At 69.9% G+C, this 20,630-nt stretch carries 19 protein-coding genes; 11 read left to right on the top strand and 8 right to left on the bottom strand.

Translation table 11 applies throughout. From position 1 onward, the window contains the following. The first annotated feature begins 68 nt into the window (after window positions 1-68). The 3 genes from J2X20_RS15965 to J2X20_RS15955 are packed head-to-tail and all read left to right on the top strand — an operon-like array spanning window position 69 to window position 5,985. Window positions 69-1,298 (top strand): efflux RND transporter periplasmic adaptor subunit, encoded by a 1,230-nt coding sequence (locus J2X20_RS15965; RefSeq protein WP_310266528.1) that lies wholly within the window; start codon window positions 69-71, stop codon window positions 1,296-1,298. An 18-nt stretch (window positions 1,299-1,316) separates the two neighbouring features. After that, window positions 1,317-4,595: an efflux RND transporter permease subunit gene (locus tag J2X20_RS15960; RefSeq protein WP_310266527.1), complete on the top strand. Its 3,279-nt coding sequence runs from the start codon at window positions 1,317-1,319 to the stop codon at window positions 4,593-4,595. 13 nt (window positions 4,596-4,608) lie between these two features. Then, complete coding sequence (locus J2X20_RS15955) at window positions 4,609-5,985, top strand: TolC family protein (protein ID WP_310266525.1); 1,377 nt, start codon at window positions 4,609-4,611, stop codon at window positions 5,983-5,985. Window positions 5,986-6,015: 30 nt separating this feature from the next. Here J2X20_RS15955 and J2X20_RS15950 read toward each other — a convergent pair whose 3' ends face one another. The 5 genes from J2X20_RS15950 to J2X20_RS15930 all read right to left on the bottom strand — a co-directional run bounded on the left by J2X20_RS15950 (window position 6,016) and on the right by J2X20_RS15930 (window position 10,183). After that, the gene (locus J2X20_RS15950; protein ID WP_310266524.1) at window positions 6,016-6,480 is read right to left on the bottom strand and encodes a DUF3592 domain-containing protein; all 465 of its coding nucleotides are present in this window, start codon (window positions 6,478-6,480) and stop codon (window positions 6,016-6,018) included. 148 nt (window positions 6,481-6,628) lie between these two features. Beyond that, window positions 6,629-7,240 carry a PqiC family protein gene (locus J2X20_RS15945; protein WP_310266523.1) on the bottom strand — a complete coding sequence of 204 codons (612 nt, stop codon included), beginning with the start codon at window positions 7,238-7,240 and terminating at the stop codon, window positions 6,629-6,631. Then, window positions 7,237-8,286, bottom strand: coding sequence for an MlaD family protein (locus tag J2X20_RS15940; protein WP_310266521.1), 1,050 nt, complete (start codon window positions 8,284-8,286; stop codon window positions 7,237-7,239). Before J2X20_RS15940 ends, J2X20_RS15945 begins: the two co-directional genes overlap by 4 nt. Continuing rightward, a complete protein-coding gene (locus J2X20_RS15935; RefSeq protein WP_310266520.1) occupies window positions 8,283-9,059 on the bottom strand; it encodes an ABC transporter ATP-binding protein in 777 nt (258 codons plus the stop codon). Before J2X20_RS15935 ends, J2X20_RS15940 begins: the two co-directional genes overlap by 4 nt. Next, window positions 9,059-10,183, bottom strand: coding sequence for an MlaE family ABC transporter permease (locus J2X20_RS15930; protein WP_310266519.1), 1,125 nt, complete (start codon window positions 10,181-10,183; stop codon window positions 9,059-9,061). The genes J2X20_RS15935 and J2X20_RS15930 overlap by 1 nt, the downstream gene beginning before the upstream one ends. Window positions 10,184-10,370: 187 nt before the next feature. Between J2X20_RS15930 and J2X20_RS15925 the strand changes: the two genes are divergently transcribed. Both J2X20_RS15925 and J2X20_RS15920 read left to right on the top strand, forming a co-directional pair. Further along, window positions 10,371-10,583, top strand: a complete 213-nt coding sequence (locus tag J2X20_RS15925; protein ID WP_310266517.1) for a hypothetical protein — start codon at window positions 10,371-10,373, stop codon at window positions 10,581-10,583. After that, window positions 10,580-10,828, top strand: a complete 249-nt coding sequence (locus J2X20_RS15920) for a hypothetical protein (RefSeq protein ID WP_310266515.1) — start codon at window positions 10,580-10,582, stop codon at window positions 10,826-10,828. Before J2X20_RS15925 ends, J2X20_RS15920 begins: the two co-directional genes overlap by 4 nt. Here the strand turns inward: J2X20_RS15920 and J2X20_RS15915 are convergent. Next, window positions 10,825-11,964, bottom strand: coding sequence for a GGDEF domain-containing protein (locus J2X20_RS15915; protein WP_310267857.1), 1,140 nt, complete (start codon window positions 11,962-11,964; stop codon window positions 10,825-10,827). The genes J2X20_RS15920 and J2X20_RS15915 overlap by 4 nt on opposite strands. Window positions 11,965-12,125: 161 nt before the next feature. On the opposite strand from J2X20_RS15915, the gene J2X20_RS15910 reads away from it, so the two are divergent. The 5 genes from J2X20_RS15910 to J2X20_RS15890 all read left to right on the top strand — a co-directional run bounded on the left by J2X20_RS15910 (window position 12,126) and on the right by J2X20_RS15890 (window position 18,486). After that, window positions 12,126-12,929, top strand: a complete 804-nt coding sequence (locus J2X20_RS15910; protein ID WP_310266513.1) for an AraC family transcriptional regulator — start codon at window positions 12,126-12,128, stop codon at window positions 12,927-12,929. Between the two features lie 220 nt (window positions 12,930-13,149). Continuing rightward, window positions 13,150-15,372, top strand: coding sequence for a M9 family metallopeptidase (locus J2X20_RS15905; RefSeq protein ID WP_310266511.1), 2,223 nt, complete (start codon window positions 13,150-13,152; stop codon window positions 15,370-15,372). 76 nt (window positions 15,373-15,448) lie between these two features. Then, entirely contained in the window at window positions 15,449-16,516 is a 1,068-nt protein-coding gene (locus J2X20_RS15900; protein ID WP_310266509.1) for a sensor histidine kinase, read from the top strand. After that, window positions 16,504-17,196, top strand: a complete 693-nt coding sequence (locus J2X20_RS15895; protein ID WP_310266506.1) for a LytR/AlgR family response regulator transcription factor — start codon at window positions 16,504-16,506, stop codon at window positions 17,194-17,196. The genes J2X20_RS15900 and J2X20_RS15895 overlap by 13 nt, the downstream gene beginning before the upstream one ends. Before the next feature lie 60 nt (window positions 17,197-17,256). Continuing rightward, complete coding sequence (locus J2X20_RS15890) at window positions 17,257-18,486, top strand: acyltransferase family protein (RefSeq protein ID WP_310266505.1); 1,230 nt, start codon at window positions 17,257-17,259, stop codon at window positions 18,484-18,486. Here J2X20_RS15890 and J2X20_RS15885 read toward each other — a convergent pair. Then, window positions 18,387-18,875 (bottom strand): DUF7482 domain-containing protein, encoded by a 489-nt coding sequence (locus J2X20_RS15885; protein WP_310266501.1) that lies wholly within the window; start codon window positions 18,873-18,875, stop codon window positions 18,387-18,389. The two genes, J2X20_RS15890 and J2X20_RS15885, sit on opposite strands and share 100 nt — an antisense overlap. An 84-nt stretch (window positions 18,876-18,959) precedes the next feature. Between J2X20_RS15885 and J2X20_RS15880 the strand changes: the two genes are divergently transcribed. Next, entirely contained in the window at window positions 18,960-20,066 is a 1,107-nt protein-coding gene (locus J2X20_RS15880; RefSeq protein ID WP_310266499.1) for an alpha/beta fold hydrolase, read from the top strand. Here J2X20_RS15880 and J2X20_RS15875 read toward each other — a convergent pair. Beyond that, a complete protein-coding gene (locus tag J2X20_RS15875) occupies window positions 20,063-20,599 on the bottom strand; it encodes an HPP family protein (RefSeq protein ID WP_310266496.1) in 537 nt (178 codons plus the stop codon). The genes J2X20_RS15880 and J2X20_RS15875 overlap by 4 nt on opposite strands. Between the last annotated feature and the right edge of the window lie 31 nt (window positions 20,600-20,630).

Genomic DNA, 20,630 nt, shown 5'->3' with positions numbered 1-20,630 from the left:
TTTAGGTTTTGGGGTAACGATGTCATTGCGATGTGCTTACAGTCGCCGGCTTGCATTCGGAGCCCCCCATGTCCAAGAAGAATCTGGCGCTGACCCTGTCTCCCGCCCTCATCGCCCTGCTCGCCGCCTGCGGCCAGAAGCCGGATGGTGCCGGCGGCCATGGGGGCCCTGGCGGCCCGCCGCCGGTGTCGGTGGCACCGGCCACCCAGCGTGAGGTGCAGGAGTTCGACGAATTCACCGCCCGCCTGGAGGCGCCGGACACCGTCGAGGTGCGCTCCCGTGTCGCCGGCACCGTGGACGCGGTGCGCTTCAAGGAAGGCCAGCTGGTCAAGAAGGGCGAGCCGCTGTTCACCATCGACGCCCGCGCCTTCAAGGCTGACGTGGCCCGCGTCGAAGCCCAGATCGCTGCCGCCAGGACCCAGGCCGAGCTCGCCAAGGCCGACCTGGCCCGCTCCGAGAAGCTGATCAGCATCAACGCCGTCAGCCAGCAGGAGATCGACCAGCTGCGCTCGGCCCTGCGCTCGGCCGAGGCCAACCAGAAGGCCGCCGAGGCCGCCCTGGTGCAGTCCAAGCTGAATGTCGAATACGCCAGCGTCACGGCCCCCGTCAGCGGCCGCACCTCGCGTGCCAATGTGACGCCGGGCAATCTTGTCGGCGTCGGCGACCCGGTGCTGACGACCGTCGTCTCCAGCGACAAGGTCTATGCCTATTTCGACGCCAGCGAGGCCACCTATCTGAAGTACATGCGCGCCGCCCGCGACGGCAGCCGCCCCTCCTCGCGTGACGTCGCCAACCCGGTGCAGATGGGCTTGTCCAACGAGCAGGGCTATCCACACGCCGGCAAGATGGACTTCGTCGACAACCGCCTGAACCCGGCCACCGCCTCCATCCGCGGCCGCGCCGTGTTCGACAACAAGCAGGGTCTGTTCACGCCGGGCCTGTTCGCCCGCATCAAGCTGATCGGCAGCGGCAGCTACAACGCCGTCGTCGTGCCCGACCGCGCGATCTCGACCGACCAGACCCGCAAGATCGTCCTCATCGTCGGCCCCAACAACATCGTGCAGCCCCGCCCCGTCACGCCGGGTGCACTGATCGACGGCATGCGTGTCGTCGACGGCGTGAAGCCAGGCGAGATGGTCATCGTCGACGGCCTGCTGCGCGCCTTCCCCGGCGCGCCGGTCACGCCGCAGGTGCTGAAGGTCGACGACAAGGGCATGCCGATTCCTGCTGCGCCTGCGGGTGCACAGGGCGCCGCCCCCGCCCCCGCCCCCGCCCCGGCCTCCGCCGCCTCGAAGTAATCCCAAGGCGGACGCCCCATGGACATCTCACGCTTCTTCATCGACCGGCCGCGCTTCGCGACCGTGTTGTCCCTCTTCATCTTCCTGATTGGCGCGCTGGCCATCCCGCTGCTGCCGATCTCCGAATACCCCGAGGTCGCGCCGCCCCAGGTCGTCGTGCGCGCCCAGTACCCCGGCGCGAATCCGCGCGTCATCGCCGAGACGGTGGCGACGCCGCTCGAGGAGCAGATCAACGGCCTCGAGAACGTGCTGTATTTCGACAGCCAGGCCACCGGCGATGGCGCCATGACGCTGACGGTCACCTTCAAGATCGGCACCCATCCCGAGGCCGCCGAGACGGCGGTGCAGAACCGCATCAACCGCGCCCTGCCGCGCCTGCCCGACATCGTGCGCCAGATCGGCGTGACGACCGAGAAGGCCGCCTCCAACCTGACCATGGTGGTCCACCTGGTCAGCCCGGACAACTCGCGCGACGCTCTCTATCTGCGCAACTACGGCACGCTGAACGTGCGTGACGACCTGCTGCGCGTGCCCGGCATGGGCTCGGTGCTGAGCTTCGGCGCCGGCGACTACGCCATGCGCATCTGGCTGGACCCGCAGAAGCTGGCCGCCCGCAACCTGACGGCCGGCGAAGTCGTTGGCGCCATCCGCGAGCAGAACACCCAGGTGGCCGCCGGCGTGCTCGGTGCGTCGCCCTCCCCCAAGGGCACGGACTTCCAGCTCGCCATCAACGCCCAAGGCCGCCTGGCCACCGAGGAGGAGTTCGGCAACATCATCGTTCGCAGCGAGCCCAGGACGGGCGCCATGGTGCGCGTGAAGGATCTCGGCCGCGTCGAGATCAGCGCCAACACCTATGCGCTGCGCAGCCTGCTGAACAACAAGGAGGCCGCGGCCATCGCCGTCTTCCAGGCGCCCGGCTCCAACGCGCTGGCCATCTCCGACAACGTCCGCAAGACCATGGAGCGCCTGAAGCCCAGCTTCCCCAAGGGCGTGGACTACGACATCGTCTACGACCCGACGCGCTTCGTGCAGACCTCCATCGAGAAGGTCGTGCACACGCTGTTCGAGGCCGTCGGCCTCGTGGTGCTCGTCGTCATCATCTTCCTGCAGACCTGGCGCGCCTCCATCATCCCGCTGGTGGCCGTGCCGGTGTCCATCGTCGGCACCTTCGCCGTGCTGCTGCTGCTGGGCTTCTCCATCAACACGCTGACGCTGTTCGGCCTCGTGCTGGCCATCGGCATCGTGGTGGACGACGCCATCGTGGTGGTGGAGAACGTCGAGCGCAACATCCAGGACGGTCTCACGCCGCATGCGGCGACGGTCAAGGCCATGCAGGAGGTCTCGGGCCCCATCATCGCCATCGCCCTGGTGCTGTGCGCGGTCTTTATTCCGCTGACCCTGGTGCCGGGCCTGTCGGGCCAGTTCTACAAGCAGTTCGCCGTCACCATCGCCATCTCGACGGTGATCTCGGCCTTCAACTCGCTGACCCTGTCGCCAGCCCTGGCCGCCATCCTGCTGCGCCCGCATGACGCGCCCAAGGACGCGCTGATGCGCGGCATGGACAAGGTCTTCGGCCGCTTCTTCCACTGGTTCAACCGCTTCTTCCACCGCCGCTCCGAAGACTATGGCCGCGGCGTCACCGGCATCCTGAAGCGCAAGTCGGTGGCCCTCATCGTCTATGCCCTGCTGCTTGGCGCCACGGCCCTGCTGATGTCGCGCATCCCGAGCGGCTTCGTGCCCGCGCCGGACAAGCAATACCTCATCGGCATCGCACAGCTGCCGGCCGGCGCCAGCCTGGACCGCACCGAGGAAGTCATCCGCCGCATGAGCGCGATCGCGCTCAAGGTGCCCGGCATCAAGGACTCGGTGGCTTTCCCCGGCCTGTCGGGCGCCGGCTTCTCGGCCGCGCCCAACGAGGGCATCGTCTTCTTCGGCCTGGAGGACTTCGACAAGCGCACCTCGCGCGACCTCAGCAAGGAAGCCATCCTTGGCAAGGTCAATGGCGCCATCCAGGAGATCCAGGGCGCGCGCATGTTCGTCGTGCCGCCGCCGCCGGTCGACGGCCTGGGCATTGCCGGCGGCTTCAAGGTGCAGGTGCAGGACCGCAGCAGCCAGGGTGAGCAGGCCCTGTACGGCGCCGTCTGGGCCACGCTGGGCCAGGTCTATGGCAACCCCAACACCAGCATCGGCACGCCGTATTCCAACTACGACATCAACGTGCCCCAGCTGTTCGCCAACGTGGACCGCACCAAGGCCAAGCAGATGGGCGTGCCGCTGGCCTCCATCTACGACACGCTGCAGATCAACCTCGGGTCCCTCTACGTCAACGACTTCACCAAGTTCGGCAAGACCTACCAGGTCATCGTGCAGGCCGACGCGCCCTTCCGCGCCAAGGCCGAGGACATCACGCAGCTGAAGACCCGCAACGACGCCGGCGAGATGGTGCCGCTGGGCTCGCTGATGAGCGTCGAGCCCACTTTCGGCCCGACCCGCGTGACGCGCTACAACGGCTTCCCGTCGGCCGACATCAATGGCGCGCCCAAGCCCGGCTTCTCGTCGGGCCAGGCCGAGGCCGAGATCGAACAGCTGTTGAAGACCCTGCCGCGCGGCTTTGGCTATGAATTCACCGAGCTCAGCTACCAGGACCGCCTGACGCGCGACGTCAACGTGCCGGTGCTGAACGTGAAGATCCCGACGCTGGCCGCGGTGCTGGCCTTCTCGGTGCTGCTCGTCATCCTCGTGCTGGCTGCCCAGTACGAGAGCTGGAGCCTGCCGCTGGCCATCATCCTGATCGTGCCGATGTGCATCCTGTCGGCGCTGTTCGGCGTCTGGCTGTCGCACTTCCCGCCCTTCATGCAGGCGGGGGACCTGAACATCTTCACCCAGGTGGCCTTGGTCGTGCTGGTCGGGCTGGCGTGCAAGAACGCCATCCTGATCGTCGAGTTCGCCAAGGAGCTGGAGGAGCAGGGCAAGTCCATCTTTGATGCGGTCACCGAGGCCTGCCGCCTGCGCCTGCGCCCCATCCTGATGACGTCCATCGCCTTCTGTGCCGGCGTCATCCCGCTGATCCTGGGCAGCGGCGCCGGCAGCGAGATGCGCCGCGCCATGGGTATCGCCGTGTTCGCCGGCATGCTGGGCGTGACCTTCTTCGGCATCTTCCTGACGCCGGTCTTCTACAGCCTGCTGCGCAAGGGCACCGAGAAGCGCCGCGCCCACGCCGCGGCGGTGCGGGCCCAGATCGACGCCTCTGCGCATGCCTTCCATCCCGGCATCGACGACGAAAAGGAGGGCCACTGACATGCTCGCTCGCTTGACCCCCCTCGCCCTCGCGGCCCTCGTCGGCTGCGCCGCACCGGGCCTGTCGTCCGGCCCCGCCAATCTGGCCCCCGAGAAGTTCGCGCAACTGCCGCCAGCCAACCCCGGCGCCGCGACGATGACGCAAGCCTTTGTCGACAGCGCCCAGCTGCAGCGCGTCGTCGACGAGGTGCTGGCCAACAACCGCGACCTGCGCGCCTCCGCGGCGCGGCTGAAGCAGGCCGAGGCTCTGGCCACCGCCGCCGGCGCCCAGCGCCTGCCCACGGTCGGCCTGGGCGCCAGCGCCAGCCGCCAGCGCGCGCCCAACGACCAGGGCGTGTTCCGCAACTTCACCAGCTACGGCGTCAATGCGACGGCGGGTTGGGAGGTCGACCTGTGGGGGCGCGCCGCGGCCAATGCCCAGGCCGCCAGCCGTGACGCCGAAGGAGCGGCGCTGGACCGCGATGCGGCCCAGCTCAGCCTGGCCGGCACGGCGCTGAACCTGCAGACCCAGCTCATCGGCCTCGGCCATCGCCTCAAGCTGGCCAAGGAGACCCTGGTCGTGCAGAACCAGCTGCTCGACCTCGTCAAGGCCCGCGTCGGCGCCGGCCGCGGCACCGCCCTGGACCAGGCCCGCGCCGAAGCGCTGGTGGCCCAGACCTCGGCCAGCGTGCCCGCGCTGCGCAACGCCGCCTGTCTCACGCGGCTGCAGCTCGACGTGCTGCGCGGCCAAGCGCCGGCCGATTGCGACAAGGCCGACAGCGACCCGCTGCCGGCCATGCCCGAGCCTCGCCTCGTCAGCCTGGGCACGCTGCCCGACCCGGCCGGCCTGCTCGCGCAACGTCCCGATGTGAAGGCCGCCGCCGCGCGCGCCCAGGCCGCCGCCTCGCGCGCCCATGTCGCCTGGGCCGCGCGCTGGCCGAGCATCGGCCTGACCGGCCAGATCGGCTGGAGCGCCGGGAGTGCCGGTGACCTGTTCAAGAGCGGCACGCAGATCCACAGCATTGCTGCCGCGCTGAACTGGAACTTCCTGGACTTCGGCGCCCGCAAGGCCGAGGAAAGCGCGGCCCGCGCCGGTTATGAAGCAGCGGTCGCGAATGCGGAGCAGGCCCAGCTGACGGCCCTGCAGGATGCCCAGGGCAGCCTGTCGACGCTGCGCGAAACCGAGCTGCAGGCCACGGCCCAGGCCACGGCCGCAGAGGCAACGGTGCGCGCCCGCGAACTGGCCCTGAAGCGCTTTGATGCCGGCGTGACCGACTTCTATGCCCTGCTCACGGCCGAGCAGGATCGCCTGGCGGCAGCGGATGCGTTGATCCAAGTGCAGACGCAGCGCGCCGCAGCCCTGCTTGGCGTGCACAAGGCCTTCGCCGCACGGCTCACCGCAGCGCAGTGATGCAGGGCCGGCGCCGCCGGCCCTCTTTCATCAGGCCGCTGCGGTCGCCGGTCCGGCCGAGCTCTTGCGCCAGCGCCAGATCAGCAGGGCCAGGCCGATGAGGAACATGACGGCGCCGATCCAGCGTGTTTCGCTGGTGTTGTCCTGCATGTCGGCCAGGCGCACGACATTGGGTTCATTGGGCAGATAACGCACCTTGACCACGGGGTCGGCCTTGCCGTCCTTCATGGCCTGGCCCTGCTGCTGGGGCAGGCCGATCTCGGCATTGACCAGGTTGCCGGCCTCCGTCTTGAAGACGATATGGCCGCGGAAGCCGCTCTCCGAGCCGCTGCGCTTCTTGCGCCATTCAATGCTTTCCACGACGGCCATGGTCTCGCGGCCATTGGCCTGCAGGCGCTTGATGTCGCGCGCATCGCTGGCGCCACTGAACATCACATAGGGCCCGCCGATCAGCAGCGCCAGCAGAAAGATCCAGGACCTCAAGCCACTCAACATCACTCACTCCCTTGGCGCCCTCGGGCGGCCCGGGCGCGATTTTTTTGTCAGCGAGGCAGCCGCCCCTGCGGCGGCGATTGTTCCAGCGCCTTCGCGGCCCTTTCCTCAGGGTCTGCCTGAAGCCGTCCAGGCGACGGCGTGTCGCAGTTCACGAGGCTGAGACGATGCGCGCAGCCAGCTGCACGATGCTGCGCCGGTGGGCGTCGGCCAGAGCGTCGGCCTGCGCCACGCAGGGCAGCATCAGCTCCGCGGATCCCGCTGCCGGCAGGGCCGTGCCGGCTGGCGCATGCAGAGGCGTCCAGCGCCAGCGTGCGCGCAGCGTCAACCTCAGACCGGCGCCGTCGGGGCGGGCCAGCCATTCATCCACCTGCACCAGAAGGCGCAGCGATTCGGCATCGTGGTCGGGTGCCGAGGCCAGGGCGACGGGATAGGGTTGGCGCAGCCGTCCCAGATCCTCGGCCAGCAGGCGCGGCAGGGCCTCGCGCAAGGGTTCGGCCCAGCGCGCCTCGGGCCAGGCCCGCAGGCCGGCACTGCCTTCAGCCACCAGGATCTCGTCGCGGTCCAGCAGCTCCGGCAGGGCGATCTGCGGGCTCAGCACCCAGGTGCGGCCGTCCTGGCCGGGCTTGGCGTCGGGTGGCAACGGCGGCGCGCCGGTCAGGCCATAAAGACGTCGCGGCGGTGTGTCGCGCGTGGCGCAGCCAGCCAGGGCGGCCGCGGCCAGCAGCACCAGGTCTCGGCGGTGAAGGGCGATGGACTTCATCGTGCGGGCTCCCTGGCTGGCGCGGGTGGACTCGGATCGGGCTTGCGGCCGCGCAGCAGCGCCTCGGGCTGCGCGTCCAGCGTGTTGGCGAGCTGGCGCAGGGCTCGCGCCGCCTGCGACAGGTCGCGCATCGTGCGCTCGGTCTGCTGCAGCAGCGGCCCGTCGCCGTCGGCCGCTTCGCGCAACGAGGCGCTGGCGCGCTGCAGCTCGGCCAGCGTCTTCTGCAGATCCGGCACCAGCGGGCCCTTGGGATCGAGCAGCACGTTGACCGTGTCCGCACCTGTGCCGACCTTGTCGGCCGCACGGGATACCTTGTCGCCCGCGCGGTCCACGCTGGCCATGGCGTGCTCTGCGCTGCGTGTCAGAGGCGTGGCGCGTGCCTCCAGCTGGGCGGCCAGCTTGCGCGCATGGCCGGCCGTGGCGGCAAAGTCCTGCATGCCCTGCTTCAGCTCGGGCGACGCGATCAGGGTGCGGGCGGAATTGGCGATCTGGCTCAGGTCGTCGAGGATCTTGCGCAGGTCCACGCTCTCGAGCTGGTTCTTCAGCGCCTGGAAGACGGTGGCGCTGGTCGGGATCTCGGTGGCGTCGCCGCGATAGCCGCCATGCAGCACGCCCTTGGGCTTGGCGCGGATGTCCAGGTCGACGTAGAGCTGGCCGGTCACCAGGCTTTGCGTGCCGAGCTGGGCGGTCAGGCCGCGCTCGATCAGCGTCGGCAGCGCATGGGCGATGTCGCCGTGCGAGCGGTGCCCATCCAGGTTGCGCACCGCGTCGTCGTCGAGCTCGGCGACGACGGGGATGGCGAAGCTGTCGGTCTTGCTGTCGTAGTAGACGCGGATCTCGGTCACGTCGCCGACATGCACGCCGCGGAACACGACCGGCGCGCCCTTCTGCAGGCCGAACACGGAGCCGCTGAAGAACATGACGACGCGCTGCGGCTGCTTGAACCAGTGCTGGCCCGGCAGCAGGATGAGGGCGGCAACGAAGATGGCCAGGGCGCCGACGACAAAGGCGCCGATGACCAGGGGGCTGGCGCGGCGGCGCTTCACGCGGCCTCCTTCTCGGCGTTGTGCCGGCCGCGCGTCAGGAACTCGCGGACCGCGTCGGGACCGTGGTCGCGCAGTTCGGCCGGCGGACCCAGGGCTGTCGCCGTGTGCGCCTCGACGTCGAGGAAGAGCAGGCGGTCGGCCACGGCGAACAGGCTCTCCAGCTCATGCGTGACCAGGACGATGGCCCGGCCCATCTCGTCCTTGAGCTTCCTGATGAGGTCGTCCAGCCGTGCCGAGGTCAGCGGGTCCAGGCCGGCCGACGGCTCGTCCAGGCACAGCAGCGGCGGATCCAGCATCAGGGCGCGGGCTATTGCTGCACGCTTCTTCATGCCGCCCGACAGCGCCGACGGCTCGGCGTCGAAGGTGGCGGGGTCGTCCAGCCCGGCCAGGGCCAGCTTGAAGCGGGCCTGGCGCTCGCGCTCGGCCTCGTCGTGCTCGGTGTAGAGCTCCAGCGGCAGCATCAGGTTCTCGCCCACCGTCATGCTGCTCCACAGCGCACCAGCCTGGAAAGCCACACCGATCTCGCGCCGCGGCGGGTCGTCGCCATGCACGTCGCGCTCGGCGCCGCCGGCCGTCCACAGCACGCGGCCGGTCCTGGGCGTCTGCAGGCCGATCATGTGGCGCAGCAGCGTGCTCTTGCCGCAGCCGCTGGCGCCGACGATGGCCAGCACCTCGCCGGCCTTGACCTCGAAGTTCAGGCCCTGCTGCAGCTCGCGGCCGCCGGCATGCAGGCTGAGGTTCTCGACGCGCATCAATACCTCGCCCTTGTCCATCACACACCCAGGCGTTGGAAGATCACCGTGAGCGCCGACGCGGCAACCACCATCCAGACAATGGCCTGCACGACGGCCGCCGTCGTCGCCTCGCCGACCGCCTGGGCGCTGCGCCCGGCGTTCAGGCCCTGGCGGCAGCCGGCCAGGGCGACCAGCATCGCATACACGCTGCCCTTGAGCAGGCCGACGAACAGGTCCCAGCCCTCCAGCGCGTTGCGCGTCGTCGTCAGATAGGCCATGGCGGGCACGTCGTAGAGGCCGACGGCCACGGCGCAGCCCACGGCGAGGCCGGCGATACCGGCGCACAGCGTCAGCAGCGGGCCGGTGACGAGCAGGGCCAGCATGCGTGGCAGCACCAGGTGCTCGACCGGGTTCACGCCCAGCGTCGTCAACGCGTCGATCTCCTCGCCGGCACGCATGCTGCCGATCTGGGCCGCGAAGGCCGCGCCCACGCGCCCGGCCAGCACGATGCCGACGACCAGGGCCGCGATCTCGCGCACGACGCCGATGGTGACGAGGTTGGCGATGAAGCTCTGGGCGCCGAAGCGCTGCAACTGCTCGGCGCCCATATAGGCCACGATGAGCCCGACCAGGGAGCTGACCAGCAGCACGATGGGCAGGCTGCGCGGGCCGGTCTGCTCGATCTGCCACAGCCAGTCGCTCAGCCGCATCGCGCTGCGGCCGCGCGCCAGCCGCCCGACGGCGGCCAGCGTGTCGCCGATGAAGATCAGGGTCTTGCGCCATTCGGGTTCCGGGGCGTCTTCGTCAGCGTCGGCCTTGCTCTTCTTGTGCACCTCGCCTTGCGGCAGGCTGAGCTTGAGCAGCGGCTGCAGACCGCGCGGCAGTCCTTCGAAGTCGAGCTGCACGCCGCCGCGCGCCAGCGGTGCCAACAGCTGCCACAGCGCGCCGGCCAGCGGTGGCTGCCAGTGCGACAGGGCGGAGCTGTCAAAGCTGAGCCGCGTTCCTTCGGCCACCGGCAGTTGGGTCGGCGGCTTGGGCAGGTCGACGGCGGCCGGATCGCCGCACAGCACGAGACGCCACTGTTGGCCTTCGCCCTCCCAACGCGATTGCCCCGCGCCGGCGGTGTCGGACGGAGGCAGGGGGGAGGACAGGGCATGGGACATGACGCCCCATGCTCTGTCCCGCCTGCGCGTTCGCGGCCCGGACGCCGACGGCGCGATTTGTAGGACGGCGCGCCGCCGCGCCCACCCTGTCGGTGTGGGCCGACACGTCAATGGAGGCATGGACGACCGCGCCCGCGTGAGGCAGCGACGAAAGTTGTCTTCATCCCGTCCGATCCTGGAGCGCGCCATGAAATCCACCGCCAAGACCCCCATCCCCGGCGACGGCCTGCAAGGCGAGGGCAACTACGCCGCCGCCCGCCGCCACCGCGAGTCCACCGAGCAGTTCGTGAAGAGTGGCGCCGTCGAACCCGCCGCCCGCAAGGCCGCGCCGCACGACATCGACGAGGCCCGCGAGATGCGCGACGCCGAGAAGGCTGGCAAGAGCCACGCCAAGCGATGAGCAAGACCGTCAACCCCGACGCCGCCCGGCCCGAGGGCAAGCCCTCGTTGCCGCATGAGCGTGATCAGCAGAACACGGCGACCAACCCGGAGCCGGACCCGCAGGTGCATCGCGCCGCGCGCGATCTCAAGGAGGGCCAGGTCGACACGGATCTGCGCGCCACGCCCGGCCTGGACGCCGACCGCCGCGGCGGCATGGTGAAGGGGGGCGCCCAAGGGGCGGGCGACCAGAAGCCGCGCGACTAGGACGCCGCGAGCCGTTGCACCACCTGGTTGCGGCCCCGGGCCTTGGCCTGATAGAGCCCTGCATCGGCGCGGTTGATCAGGCTGTCCAACGTGTCCTCGAATTGCGCCGTGGCCACGCCGATGCTGACGTGGCAGCGGGGCAGGGCCGCGTCGGCGGCCGGGCTGGCGCGCAGGCGCTCGGCCACTGCGAGCGCTTGCTCGGCATCGGTGTCGGGCAGCAGGGCGACGAATTCCTCGCCGCCGTAGCGGCCCAGCACGGCCGGGCGGCGCAGCACCGCGTGGGCGCGCTCGACGAAGTCCGCCAGCACGCGATCGCCTACCAGATGGCCGTGCTCGTCGTTGATCTGCTTGAAATGATCCAGGTCCAGCATCAGCACCGACAGTGGGCGGCCTTGGCGCCGCGCGCGCGACAGTTCTGCCTCGCCGGTGGTGAACAGCGCGCGGCGCGTCAGGGCACCGGTCAGGCTGTCGTGCGTGATCAGCCGCTCCAGTTCCTGGCGCAGATGCTCGGCGGCCATCAGCACCGTGCCTATGCTGGTCAGCAGCGTGCCGAAGGCCAGTCCGAGCAGATAGACGACCTGCATGGGCGAGGGCGTGAACAGGCCCTCCTGCGGTGCCATGAAGGGGGCCGTGACCGCACGGGCCAGGATGATGATGCTGCTCAGCAGCAGCACGACGCCGGTGAAGCGGGTCGCGAAGCTCTGCACCGGCTGGCTCCAGATGAGGCGCGCATGCCAGACGCCCACGCCGCCCAGCAGCAGGCCCATGAACAGCACCCGATAGCCGTAGGGCCCGGTGAAGAAATGCATGAAGGCGATGATGGCCAGCCCGGTCAGGCCCAGCAGCAGCCCGGCGCGCGCCGACAGCGGCCGTTCGAAGAAGCGGTAGCTGCCGGCCACGAACAGCACGGCGCCGGCGAACATCAGCGCATTCGCCAGGCCCAGCGACAGCAGATCCGGCAGCTTGCCGCGCAAGGTGAACAGCACGGCCGACGCAAAGGCCACCAGCGGCGCGGCGGCCCAATGGCCCAGGCCGTGGATGGACGGCGGATAGCTGCGGCGCTGGAAGAACATGACCAGCGCCATCAGGCAGCCCATCACCCCGGTGACGCCGCTGATGGTGCGAAGCTGCAGCATGTCCAGCACGGTCTGACCTTCCGCCAGTCGAACCGCGAGTCTAGGGTGGATGCGGCAAACTGCGGCCGCCGCGCAATACGGATTGATGCGTCGCCCGGACGGGGGCTGGCTGGGGACAAGGCGCCGCGCCACACTGCGCGCCCTCATTGCCGTGCCGCCCCTTGACCTGCCCTGACGCGTCCCTGTCCGAGCCCAGCGTTGCGCATTGGCGCCAGCAGTTCCTGCGCGAGCTGGCCCAGCCGCTGCCCTGGGTGGAGGGCCTGTTCGACCGTCAGCCCGACATGGTCTTCTCCATCAAGGACCGCAGCGGCCGCTATGTGTCGATCTCCCAGGCCTGCGCCGAGCGCTGCGGCCTGGTGCACCGGGGCGACGCCATCGGCCGCACCGCGCGGCAGCTGTTCCCGGCCCATATGGCCGAGCGCTATACGGCGCAGGACGAGCAGCTGTTTCGCACCGGCGAGCCCGTGCTCGACAACCTCGACCTGACGCTGTTCACCAACCGCGAGCCCGGCTGGTGCCTCAGCACCAAGCTGCCGCTGCACGACCGGGTGGGCCGCATCATCGGCCTGGCCTGCCTGTCGCGTGACCTGGAGGAGCCCAGCCGCTCCGGCATGGTCGACGCGCGCATGGCCGCTGTCGTGGACCTGATGCTGGCGCGGCATGCCGAGCCGCTGGGCGTCGAGATGCTGGCCGACCATGCGGGCCTGAACGTCGCGCAGTTCGAGCGGCGCATGAAGAAGATCTTCCGCCTGAGCCCCAGCCAGTACCTCACCAAGCTGCGCATCGACGCCGCGGCGCGGCTGCTGCAGGCCAGCGACCGCCGCATCAGCGACGTTGCGCTGGACTGCGGCTTCTGCGACCAGAGCGCGCTGACCAAGCAGTTCCGCGCGCTGACCGGCCTCACACCGCTGGCCTTTCGCCGCTGGGTGCGCGACATCCACCCCGAGGCCGCGGCCCAGGCGTGACGCCTTGTATCCGCGCCGCTGGCGGCGCGCCTGGGGCCAACCCGGCCCGGGACAACCCGCGCCGTGCCCAGGGAAGCTGAGCTTGAAGCCGCGCCCGCGCAGGGCCTTTCACCTCGCCGATCGCAGCGAATCCGCACAAGACGAGGCTCCTGGCCGCACGTACGGTGCGCCGCTGCCGCATCGCCTCATCAGCGGCGACGGCTCAACAAAGGAGACACCCATGAGGACATTGCACCGCCTGGCCACGAGCCTGGCGCTGGGCGCCCTGGCCACGCTGGCCCAGGCCCACGACGACCCGCAGCAGCAGGCGCCGCGCCCCAGCCAGCGCAGCGCCCTGCCACCCTCGCCCGAGCAGGCGCAGTACCGGCTGCAGACGGCGCCGCGCGACACCGTCAAGCCCGTCGCCGGCCGTGTGAAGGCGCTGGCCGCGCGGCCCTGCGAGGACATGAGCGTGCTGGCCGGCCTGCAGGGCAGCGCGCTGGCCGACTACATCGCCAATCTGCCGGCCTTCGACTGCCACTACGGCCTGTTCTCGCTCGGCGGCACGCGCGCAGCCAGCGTGTTCAGCGCCGCCAACGCCACGGCCGTGGCGCAGCGCTTCGCGCAGGAAGCCGCCAGCTACGACGCCACCAACATCCGCCTCGTCAACCTGACGCTCTATCTGCGTGCCGGCTATTACGTGGCCAGCGGCGGCAACGGCCCCACACTGCCTGCCGCGGTGCGCGACGTCACGCGCAGCGCCATCGGCGGCTTGCTCGACAACGGCTGGCTGATGCGCGCCAACACCCCGGGCTACACGACGGCCGGCGAGGTGATGACGCTGCTCACCAACCAGAACGACGAGCTGTACTACATGCCGCGCCTGCGCAGCCTGGTCACGCGCTTCACCAACACGCCCGCCAACCCGAGCGCCGTGCAGGCGCTGAGCGATCGCACCGTGGCCGCCGGCTTCACCGGCGCGCTGACCGTCATGTACTACGTGCACTGGCGCGACGGCGCGGCCGCCGCGCTGCAGAACGATCCGAGCTACACCCAGGCCCTGTACGGCTTCGTGCGCGGCAACCGTGCCGCCCTGCTGGGCACGGCCAATGATTACCAGCTCAATGACGCCTTGCGCGAAGCCCTGCGCTACGGCCAGTACCCGGCCCTGCTGCCCACGGTCAGCCAGGAGATCCGCGACACGCTGGCCAACAGCCGGCCGGGTGACAACAGCGTCTCCTTGTGGGCCGCCGCGGCCGAGGCCGTCAGCTACTACGACAACGCCAACTGCGCCAGCTATGGCACCTGCAACTACAAGACGACGCTGGCCGATGCGGTGCTGAAGTTCTCGCAGAGCTGCAGCGGCACGCTGCGCGTGCGCGCCCAGTCGCTCAGCGCCACGCAGTTCAGCGACACCTGCAGCCAGCTCGCCACCGAGGAGGCCTATGCGCACACCATGCTGAAGACGCAACGCAAGCCTGTCGCCAACGACAACAACGGCGCGCTGGAGGTGGTCGTGTTCGACGACTACGCGAACTACCAGAAGTACGCCTCGCTGATCTACGGCATCAACACCGACAACGGCGGCATGTACCTCGAAGGCAACCCCGCCGATGCGGCCAACCAGGCCCGCTTCGTCGCCTACAAGGCCACCTGGCTGCCCGACTTCCAGATCTGGAACCTCAAGCACGAGTACATCCATTACATCGACGGCCGCTTCGACATGGCCGGCGACTTCACCCTGGGCACGTCCAAGCCCACGGTCTGGTGGATAGAAGGCATTGCCGAGTACCTCTCGCTGGGCAACAACAACCAGGCGGCCATCGACGCGGCGCGCTCGGCGCAGTACAGGCTCAGCGACATCTTCGGCAACACCTACGGCATGGCCGACTACGTCAACCGCGCCTACCGCTGGGGCTATATGGCCACGCGCTTCATGGTCGAGCGCCACCGCAGCGACGTGGACGCCAACCTCGCCCTGTTCCGCCAGGGCGACTACGCCGGCTACCAGGCGCGCATGCAGGCCATCGGCACGCGCTACGACGCCGAGTTCGCCAACTGGGTGGCCAGCGCCACCACGGCCGGCCAGCCCCCGCTGCCCACCGAGCCGGCCCTGCCCGCCTGCGCCGACAAGTACACGCCTTACCTCGGCCGCAACTGCTCGGTCTTCCTGCCCGCGGCCACGGTCAACTACCTCTACCTGCGCCTGCCGGCGGGAGCGAGCAATGTGCGCATCTTCAGCAGCGGCGGCAGCGGTGACCTGAGCCTGTCGGTGGACTACGGCCGCTGGCCCACCGCGAGCCAGTACCTGGCCCGCTCCGCTCAGCCCGGCACGGCGCAGAGCGTCAGCCTGGCCCAGCCCAGCTCCACCGATTGGTACTACGTCGTGCTCGGCTCCAAGGACTCGCGCGCCAGCTACAGCGGCGTGAGCATCGCCGCCACCTACGACGTGCCCAAGCCCTGAGGCGAAGGGGCGAAACGCGGTCCTGCCGGGGCGGATCGCGGCGGTGGCGGATGCAAAGCCCGCTACGCTGCGGCCCATGTCCCTGCTGCCGCGCCGCTGGCGCCTTCCCTATTTCGCCGTGCTGGGCATCATCGGCCTGCTGCTCAGCATCTCGGCGCTGCAGTCCTACCGGCTCTCGGGCGGCACACGCCCCTGGGAGCCCTTCCTCTGGGAGTTCAGCTCGGTCGTCGTCATCGGCACGCTGGCCCTCGGCGTGCATGCCCTGGTGGGCCGTCTGCAGGGGCGGCCCTGGCCGCGGCAGTTGGCGGCTCATGCGATCGCCATGCCGCTGTTCAGCCTGCTGCACATTGCCGGCATGTTCGGCCTGCGCTTCGCGGTCTACGGCCTCGCGGGCGTGGGCTACCACCCGGACGACCTGGGCACGGTGCTGGTCTACGAAGGCGGCAAGGACGCGGTCAGCTATCTGAGCTTCTGCCTGATCTCGCGCGGCGTCTGGATGGCCCAGGCCGCCGCCGCGCGCACCCAGGAGCTGGACCGCGCCCGCCGCGAGCTGGCCGAGGTGCGCCTGGCCCGTCTGGCCGACCAGGTCCAACCCCATTTCCTGTTCAACACGCTGAACCTCATCAGTTCGGTCATGTACGAGGACGTGGCGCGCGCCGACCGGCTGCTCTGCCAGCTGGCCGACCTGCTGCGCCAGACCCTGGCCGCTCAGCAGCGCTCCGAGCACACGGTGCGCGAGGAGCTGGCCCTGGTGCAGCCCTTCCTGGCGCTGATGCAGGCGCGCTTCGGGCCGCAGCGGCTGGTCGTCGAGATTCAAGCCGATGAGGCAGCGCAGGCCTGCCGCCTGCCCGCCCTGCTGCTGCTGGCGCCGGTCGAGAACGCGGTCAAGCATGACGTGGCGCGCCATCGCGGCCGTGTGACTGTCAGCGTGCGGGCCGAGCGTGTGGGCGAACGGCTGAAGCTCCAGGTCAGCAATCAGGGCGATACACCGGTGCCCGAGTCGCCGCCCGACCCCGATGGCGGCTTCGGCCTGCGCAATCTGCGCGAGCGGCTGGCCGCGCGCTATGGCGATGCCGCCCATGTCGAATTCGGGCCGAGTGGTCAAGGCATGGTCTTGAACCTGGAGCTGCCATGCGCGTGCTGATCGTCGACGACGAGCCCGCCGCGCGCGCCAAGCTGCGCCGCCTGCTCGCGACCGAGGTGGACGTGGCCGAGCTGCTGGAGGCGCCGGATGCGCCAGCCGCCTTGGCCCTGGTGGGCGCGCTGCCAGCGCCACCCGACCTGGCCCTGCTCGACATCGAGATGCCGGGTGGCAATGGCGTGCAGCTGGCCGCCGCACTGCGCCAGGCCGGCGTGCGCTGCATCATCTTTTCCACCGCCCATGCCGAGCACGCGCTGCAGGCCTTCGAGCTGGCCGCCCTGGACTATCTGCTCAAGCCCTACACGGCCGAGCGGCTCGCGGCCGCGCTGGTGCGCGTGCGCGAGCTGCTGGAGCGGCCGGCGCCGCCCGTCGGCGAATGGTGGGTGGAGGGCGAGCGCATCCAGCTCGCCGAAGTGCACTGGATCTCGGCGGCCGACAACTACATCGAGCTGCACCTGCCGCCGCGCAGCCTGCTGGAGCGCGCCACGCTGGCCGATGCGCTGGCCCGCCCCGGCTGGGCGGCGCGCTTCCTGCGCGTGCATCGCAGCCATGCGGTCAATCTGGCCCAGGTGCGTCGCATCGAGCGCCTCGCCAGCGGCGAAGCGGTGCTGACCTTGAGCGGCGGGGAAACCCTGCGCGTGTCGCGCGGCTATCGCTCCGTGCTGGACTCGTTCACCCCTTAGTCCTCACCACTCGCCCCAGCCCGCTCGCGGCGCGAGGCGCTCGCCGCGAAGCTGGCGCCCATGAACACCTCCACCCCCTCACGCCTGCCGTTTCTCGACGGCCTGCGCGTCGCCGCCTTCGCGCTGCTCATCCCCTATCACGTCGGCATGTACTACGTGAGCTGGGACTGGCATGTGAAGAGCCCGGCCGCCAGCAGCGCCCTCGAGCCCTTCATGCAGCTCAGCTCGCCGTGGCGGCTGGGTCTGCTCTTCCTGATCGCTGGCGCGGCCTGCCAGGGCCTGTTCGCCAAGCGCGGCGCACTCGGCACGTTGAAGGACCGTTCGCTGCGCCTGCTGCTGCCGCTGATCTTCGGCATGGTCGTCATCGTCACGCCGCAGGCCTACTTCGAGGTGGCGACCAAGGCGCCCGACGTGCTGCCGGGCGACGGCGGCTACCTGGACTTCTGGCGCTTTTACCTGACGGCCGGCAAGGCCTGCCGCGGCAATGACTGCATGGTCATGCCGACCTGGAACCATCTGTGGTTCCTGCCCTATCTGTGGCTGTATGCGGCGCTCGGCGCGCTGGTGGCGCGCTTCGCCAGCACTTCCCGCGAACTGAAGCTGCCGGCCTGGGCCTGGCTGCTGCTGCCCGCGGTGCCGCTGGCGCTGATGCGCATCTTCATCAAGCCGCTCTTCCCCATCGAGCACGACCTGGTGCACGACCTCTACAACCATCTGCAATACGGCTGGCTGTTCGCCATCGGCTGGGCCAGCCGCACGCCGCTGGCCCAAGGCTTCTGGGCTGCGGCGCTGCGGCTACGCTGGGTGGCGCTCGGCGTCTCGCTGGCAGGCTGGGCCGTGCTGCTGGTCTTCAATAGCCACTATGACGAGTTGAAGGACGTCGACGGGCTGCTTGCCGCCGCTCGCACGCTGCGCGGCTCCCTTACCTGGTTTGCTATCGTCGCCGCGGCCGGCTGGTCCCAGCGCGCCTTCACCCGCGAGTCGCCGTGGCTGCGCGAGGCGAGCAAGGCGGTGTTCTGCCTCTACATCCTGCACCAGAGCGTCATCGTCGTGCTGAGCCAATGGCTGAAGCCGCTGGCCCTGCCCTGGGGGGTGGAAGCGGTGCTGCTGATCGCACTGACCGCCATCGTCAGCGGCGCGGCCTACCTCGTGCTGCGCCGCGTGCCGGGCCTGGCCCTGCTGGTCGGCATTCAGCGCACGCCGCGCAAGGCGACGCCGTCCACGCCGCGCGTGATGGGGCAGTTGACGACGATGCCGGTCACGTCGAACTCGACTTCGCCCGAGGCCTGAGCCGCCAGCAAGGCCTCTTCCGAGCGCAGCTCGCGCGCCGGTTTGCCAGGCTTCCAGCGCACCAGCACAAGCCGCCACAGCGGGCTGTAGTTCGGATCCGGCCGCGCCGCGCCCACGGCCGCCGGCCCGGAGGCGAAGACGCTGATCTGCGCGCCGTCGGCGAACTTGTAGACGCGCTCGGTCAGCGAGGCGCTGCCGACACCGACGGCGCCGGCCAGGCGCGGCACATGGTTGATGCCGGCCTGGGCGGCCATCGCGCCGTCGGAGATGTCCGTCGTCACGTACTCGACGCGCCGGCCGTCGACCCAGGCCTGCTCGCGCGGCAACGTGATGCCGGTGGCGCAGGCGCAAAGCAGGGCGGGGAGCAGGAGCCAGAGGAGTTTTTGCATGGCGTGGCAGTCGGCGCAGGCCGGTCAGCCCTTACGGGTTTGGCGTGAGTGCTATGGTGCCCGCCCGTTCAACGCCCAGCCGCCATGATCGAGAAATTCCTGCCCGCCGTCGTGCTGTTTGTCGCCGGTCTGGCCGCCGCCGCGGATGAGCCCGTCGCACCGCCGCCCGCCGAGCCGGCCTACGCCACCGTGAGGCCCATGATTGCCGAGCAGCAGCGCCTGGTCGCGCCCAACGCCATCGAGGTCAGCGAGGCCGTCGAGCTGGGCGGGCTCAAGCAGTGGATCACCATCCGCGGCGCCGACAAGGCCAACCCCGTGCTCATCTATGTGCATGGCGGCCCGGGTGCCGCCGAGATGGGCCGCAGCTGGCCCTATCAGCGTGGCTGGGAGGACTTCTTCACCGTCGTGCAGTGGGATCAGCGCGGTACGGCCAAGACGCTGCGTGCCGGTGGCGAGGCCGCCAACAAGGCCGAGCTGACGCGCGAGCGCATGGCCAAGGACCTGGTCGAGCTGATGGCCCTGGTGCGCCAGCGCCTGGGCGTGGAGCGCGTCGTGCTGCTGGGCCATTCCTGGGGCAATGTCATCGGCCTGGACGCGGCCATGGCCAGGCCGGAGTGGGTCAGCGCCTATGTCGGTGTCGGCCCCTTGTTGGCTCTGCAGGCCAACGAGAAGGCGCAGTACGAAGGCCTGCTGGCGGAGGCGCGCAAGCGCAAGGATGCGACCGCGCTGGCCGAGCTGGAAGCCATCGCGCCCTATCCGGGCGAGGGCGACATCCCTTTCGCCAAGGTCAATGTGGCGCGCAAGTGGGTGCAGGCCTATGGCGGCCTGGCCGCCTATCGCGACAACGCCAACTTCTATTTCCGCGCCGCGCGGCTGTCGCCCTACTACGAATTCGAGGACCGCCTGGCCATCGATGCCGGTGGCCAGCTGTCGGTGCCGGCCCTGCTGCCCGACATGAAGCGAGCCGACCACAGGCGCATCCCCGAGACGCGCTTCCCGGTCTTGATGTTCCTGGGCCGCCATGACCTGACGACGCCGGCCTCGGTCATCGAGCCCTGGCTGACCCAGCTGAAGGCGCCCGCCAAGAAGCTGGTCTGGTTCGAGCACTCGGCCCATCTGGCGCCGCATGAGGAGCCGGGGCGCTTCCTGGTTGCCCTCGTCGAGCACGTGCGGCCGCTGGCCAGCCGCTAGTACCAGTACGTCGGATAGACCCGCCGCGTGGCCCGGTGGTAGATCACCGCGACCACCACCATCGTGATCGCGCCGGCCAGCGTCGGGAAGAACAGGAAGCCCCAGTGGGGTGCGGCCAGGAAGACGATGATGGGGTTGGAGCCGGCGGGCGGGTGCATGCAGCGCGTCAGCATCATCAAGGCCGCCGACACCGCGGCCGCCGTGGCGAGCGACCACCAGCTTGGGCCGAGCAGCGCCAGCGCCGCCAGGCCCACCGCCGTGCAGATGAAATGGCCGCCGATGACGCTGCGCGGCTGGGAGAAATGCAGCTCCGGGAAGGTGAACATCATCACCGCCGTGGAGCCGAAGGAGCCCAGCAGCAGCAGCCAGCCCAGGTTGTAGGTGCCCAGGGCCAATACCCCGATGATGGTGAAGACGCCGGCGCAGGCGACGATGCCCGTGCGCAGGCCGTAGCTCGGCGCCTGGCTGGGTTGATGGGCGGTGGGCGCCGGCTCGGAGGGACGCGCCACGACGCCGAAAGCTTGTTCGCTCATGGAATTGCAAGTCCTGGGCAGGTTCCGGAGA

It is taken from the genome of Roseateles saccharophilus (assembly GCF_031458095.1).
GTDB classification, from domain to species: domain Bacteria; phylum Pseudomonadota; class Gammaproteobacteria; order Burkholderiales; family Burkholderiaceae_C; genus Pelomonas; species Pelomonas saccharophila_A.
This window is presented reverse-complemented; position numbering and strand designations above follow the sequence as displayed.